Source organism: Patulibacter sp. NPDC049589, assembly GCF_040675535.1.
In the GTDB taxonomy this organism is placed as follows: Bacteria; Actinomycetota; Thermoleophilia; order Solirubrobacterales; family Solirubrobacteraceae; genus Patulibacter.
Genome location: NZ_JBFAPC010000271.1, coordinates 1 through 4,532 on the forward strand (window position 1 = coordinate 1; position 4,532 = coordinate 4,532).

A 4,532-nucleotide genomic window follows, 5' to 3' on the forward strand; every position below is an offset into this window, starting at 1 on the left:
CAGGGCGAGGAACTCGCTGCGCTCGATGGTCTCGCGACGGATCAGGACCTCGGAGATCGTGTTCAGGAGCTCGCGGTGATCGTTGAGGATGTCGGCGCGACCGGGCCGGCGACCTGTGGCCGCTGCTCTGCCTGATGCTGCCGTTCGCGGCGGCGGTCTTCGCCTTCGACGGGATCCTGATCGGCGCCGGCGACGCCCGCTTCCTCGCGCTCGCGATGGTCGGCGCGGCCGTCCTGGGGATCCCCGCGATGCTCGTGTTGCGCGAAGCGGGCGCCGGGATCGCGGGCGTCTGGGGCGGGATCGTCGTGGTGATGGCGGCCCGGCTGGCGGGGACGTGGTGGCGCTACCGCGGGCGGCGGTGGGCGCAGCCCGGGGCCTGGCGGGGCTGACGACCCACGCGGTCGGGGGCCGGGCGGCACCGCGCGTCGGAGGCACCCCACGACGACCGGGGCGGAGTCCACCGAGGAGGTCGCCGCCCCGATGGCGTGCCCTCTCGGCGCGTCATGGCGCGCCTGCAGACACCGATGCTGGGACGACACGACATCGTGGGGGCCCGCTGGCCTCGGACCGGCGCCGCACTGGGCGCCTGGTGGATCTCGGCAGGACAGGTGCATCGTCGTCGAGGGGAAGCTGCTCGAGCGCCACGGCTCCACGGCGGCCGAGACCGTCGGCCGGACGCTGCGCGAGGTCGTGCCGGAGGCCGCGTGGGAGGTCCTCGAGCCGACGTACCGGGCGACCCTGCGCGGGGAGACGATCACGACGACGATCGAGGCCCTCGACGGGCAGGGCGGCGACGAGACGACCTTCGTCCCGCTGCGCGACGGCGCCCGCGTGATCGGCGGCATGGCCGTCATCCGCGACACGACGCCCGGCCGCGGCTGAGCCCGCCGCGACCGATGCGGGTCGGTGTCGCCACGCGACACCGACCCGCATCAGCCTTCTGTAGTCCGTCCCGGCCGCCGCGGGTTCGGCCCGCCCCACCGCACGAACCTGCAGCACCCCCCGGCCGCCGCAGCGACCGTCGTGCCGCCCCTACGGCCGCGGCAGCAGCCGCTGGTACGACGCGGTGTTGCCGTCCAGCGTCCACGGCGGCGCCTGCACGCAAGGCGCGGTGGCTCCGAGCGGCGGGAACGTCGGCAGGCCCGCGGCGCCGCGGCAGTCGAAGGACTTGGGGACGCTGTCCTCCAGGTCCGAGAAGGCGCCCGGCGCGGGGTAGGCGTTCGTGCGGGTGTGGGGCTGACGGGCGGCGTTGCCGAGCAGGGGCTCGTTCGGCAGGATCGCCGCCAGGCGGGCGTAGTGCTGGGGGCCGCCCGCGCCCGGCAGGCTCGGCTGGGTCAGGGCGCCGAGCTTCGCCGCCCAGGACACCAGCTGGGTCCGGTAGGCCGACAGCAGCCCGAAGAACGGCGGGATCTGGCGGGTGACCTCGCGCAGCGGGGGCAGGGTCCGGCCGGCGCGGGCCAGGACGTCCTCCGCGGCGGGCAGCACCCGGCGGGCGCGGCGGATCTGCGGGCGGGCGACGTGCAGGAGCTCCGCGACCTCGGGCAGCAGCTCGGCGGCCGCGTCCTGGGCGCGGGGCAGCGACGGGGCCGCCGCGGTCAGGCGGCGGACGACGGGCGCCGACGTGGTCGCCAGGCGCTCGGCGCGGACGAGCGTGTCCGTCGCGCGGTCGATGAACCCCGGCAGCAGGTCGACGGTCCGCGACAGCGCGCGGGTCCGGGCTCCGGTCTCGTCGACCACGGCGCGGGCGTCGCGGGTCAGGCCGCCGAGGTCGTCGCGGGAGCGCACGACCGCCGCCAGCACGGCGTCGCCGTTGCGCACGAGCGAGGCGACGCGGTCGCGGCGGCCGTCGACCAGCGTCGTGATCGCGGCCAGCTGGGCGCTCGCGTCGGGCAGCTCGCCGAGCGCGTCCGCCAGGCCCGCGCCGCGGCCCTTCAGCGCGGTCTGCAGCGTGCCGGTCAGGCGGCGGACGGCCTTCCGCGTGCGGGCGTCGAGGGTGCCGAGGACGTCGCCGACGGTCGGGACGGTCTCCACCTGCGCGGTCGGGATCCGGCCGCGGTCGGGGATCGTCCGGCCGCCGGGCGTCCCGGGGCTCAGGCCGACGAAGCGCTCGCCGAGCGCCGTGCGGGTCCGCAGCGTCACCCGGGTGTCGGCCGGCAGCGGGGCGTACCGCGCGTCGATCCGCAGGACGACGTCGCCACCGGCCGCGGTCGGGCGGACGCTCCCCACCTTCCCGACCGGCACCCCCGAGATCTGGACCTCGGCGCCGCGGATCAGCCCGCTGGCGTCGGGCAGCCGGACGGTGGCCTCGTACGGCGCGGCGCGCAGCGGCACCCCGCCGCCGATCCGGATCCACCCGGCGGCGAAGATCACGACGGCGCCGAGGACGACGAGCGCGACGGCGAGCAGGACCCGCCGGTCGGGCATCCGGGTCAGCACGCGACGCCCGCCCCGGCCCGCATCGTCCCGGCCGACGCCGGCGCAGTGCCGGCGCCCGACCGCCACGACACGGCCCGCACCGACCCGGCCGACGCCGGCCCGACGACCACCCGGTCCACCCCGACGCGCTTCACGGCCGGCACCCGCCGGTCAGCGGCCCGAGCAGGGGCGAGACGATGGACGAGAGCGCCTCGTCGGAGTTCAGCGAGCCGCAGTCGACCATCGCGAGCAGGCGCCACGCCGAGCCGACGGCGTCGCCGGTCGAGACCATCGAGTTGGCGTTGTGGAAGAACCAGGAGCCCCAGTAGAGGAAGCCCTTGCGGCCGTCGCCCGGGTCGGCGACGAGCTCGTTGAAGCCGTAGGCCAGCGCGTCGAGGGTGCGCCGGGTCGGGGGCGTCAGAGCACGGAGGCGGGCCACCGGGGGGCGGGCGTCACGGGCCAGCGGCGTGGCCTGGCGGACCAGCGGCCGCACCTCGCGGCGCAGCACGGGCCCGGCCGTGCCGAACACGTCCTTCGCGTCGGCGGAGAGCGTCGGCAGGCGGCGGATCGCGGGCCGCAGCGTCCGCGCGGTGCGGGCCGCGCGCGCCGTCAGCGTCGCGGTGCGGTCGGCCGTCCGGCGGGCGTCGGCGAGCGCGCCGGGCAGGTCGCGCAGGCCCGCGCGCAGGGCCCCGGACTCGTCGCCGACGGTGTTCAGCGTGCCGTCGAGCGACCGGAGCGCGCGGCGGATCGCCGGGCCCTGGCCGGCGGTGGTCGACCCGACCTGCGCCAGGTCGTGGACGAGCTCGCGGACGGTGCGGTCGCGGTCCCCGAGCGCCCCGGTGATCCGCCGCAGCTGGCCGGCGGTCGGCCCGAGGTCGGCGAGCGCCTCGCCCAGCGCGTCGCCTCGGCCGTCGAGCCCGCGCTCCGCGGCCCCGATCAGCTGCTGCAGCGCGGCGCGCGAGTCGACGTCCAGCGCCGCGAGGATCTGGTCGACGTCCAGGGTGGTCGACGTCCGCGACGCGTCGATCGTCGCGCCGGGGCGCAGCGCGGGGGCGCTGCGGCTGCCGGGCTCCAGCGCGACCTCCATGTTCTTCAGCGGCGTGATCGGCAGCAGCGTGGCGCGCGCGTCGGCGTGGACCCGCGGCAGGCGCTTCGGGTCGATCGACAGGGTCACGATCGCGCGGCCGGAGCGCAGCCGCACGCCGGTGACCTCGCCGACGGGGACGCCCGCGACGCTGACCGGCTGGCCGGTGTCCGGGGCCAGCGCGTCGGCGGCCGTGAACGCGACGTCGATCCGGTAGCGGTCGGAGAACGGCAGCCGCAGCCGCTGCTGGGACAGGAGGTAGCCGCCGACGGCGACCGCCACGACGACGAACGCCGAGATCACGGCCATCCAGCGCAGGCTCTCGCGGTTCAGGCCGCGCATCAGCGGCCCGCCTTCCCGGCGTCGGGCGGGCCGAGCCAGCGGCGCAGGCGGGCGCGGAGGCGGTCGACGCCGGCGGCGTCCGTGGGCGGCGTCGCCGCGGCCGGCGTGCCGGCCGCGCGGGTCGTCGGCACCGGACGGGACGCGGCGCGGAGGTCCGGGACCGGCTGGTCCGCGCACCGCGCGTCCGGCAGGAACGGCGGCTTGCCGTCGCGGCCGTACCAGACCGGCCGCGCCCCCTCGATCCCCGCGGTGGACGCCGAGAACGGCCCGATGCCGGAGGCAGACCCGGTCGTCAGCGAGCGCGGCCCGAGCGTCACCGCCAGCCGCACGAGCCACCCGTTGGCGTCGAACGTCGCGCCGGAGGACGCCAGCCCCGTGGACAGCGACATCAGCTCCTGCAGGACGGTGGTGCCGGTGGTCAGGGTGCCGTCGTCGATCCGGCGCCCGAACGCGGGGACGAGCTTGTCGCGCAGGCACTGCAGCAGGGGCGTGGCCTGCTCCAGCGTCGCGGCGCCGTCCTCGGCCGCCGGGAGCAGCTCGCGGACCAGCGGCCGGGCGGCGCGCACGAGCGCGGGCAGCTCGGCCGGGGCGGAGATCAGGAGCGCCTCAGGTGTCATCAGACGAGCATCTAGCCGAACATCGGCTCGTTCGGCCAGATTGACGGCGATCTTGATGCCGGCAGGATCGGGGT

5 protein-coding genes are annotated in these 4,532 nt (G+C 77.4%); 2 read left to right on the forward strand and 3 right to left on the reverse strand.

The genetic code is table 11. The features are described 5' to 3' along the window. The first annotated feature begins 134 nt into the window (after positions 1 to 134). Complete coding sequence (locus AB0L40_RS26760) at positions 135 to 389, forward strand: hypothetical protein (RefSeq protein ID WP_364361690.1); 255 nt, start codon at positions 135 to 137, stop codon at positions 387 to 389. Positions 390 to 480: 91 nt separating this feature from the next. Continuing rightward, positions 481 to 882, forward strand: coding sequence for a PAS domain-containing protein (locus AB0L40_RS26765; protein WP_364361692.1), 402 nt, complete (start codon positions 481 to 483; stop codon positions 880 to 882). A gap of 150 nt (positions 883 to 1,032) precedes the next feature. Here the strand turns inward: AB0L40_RS26765 and AB0L40_RS26770 are convergent, their stop codons facing one another. From AB0L40_RS26770 to AB0L40_RS26780, 3 genes are all read right to left on the reverse strand, one after another. Then, complete coding sequence (locus tag AB0L40_RS26770; RefSeq protein ID WP_364361694.1) at positions 1,033 to 2,424, reverse strand: MlaD family protein; 1,392 nt, start codon at positions 2,422 to 2,424, stop codon at positions 1,033 to 1,035. Positions 2,425 to 2,566: 142 nt separating this feature from the next. After that, positions 2,567 to 3,841: an MCE family protein gene (locus tag AB0L40_RS26775; protein WP_364361696.1), complete on the reverse strand. Its 1,275-nt coding sequence runs from the start codon at positions 3,839 to 3,841 to the stop codon at positions 2,567 to 2,569. Continuing rightward, positions 3,841 to 4,458, reverse strand: a complete 618-nt coding sequence (locus tag AB0L40_RS26780) for a hypothetical protein (RefSeq protein ID WP_364361698.1) — start codon at positions 4,456 to 4,458, stop codon at positions 3,841 to 3,843. Before AB0L40_RS26780 ends, AB0L40_RS26775 begins: the two co-directional genes overlap by 1 nt. Positions 4,459 to 4,532 lie beyond the last annotated feature (74 nt).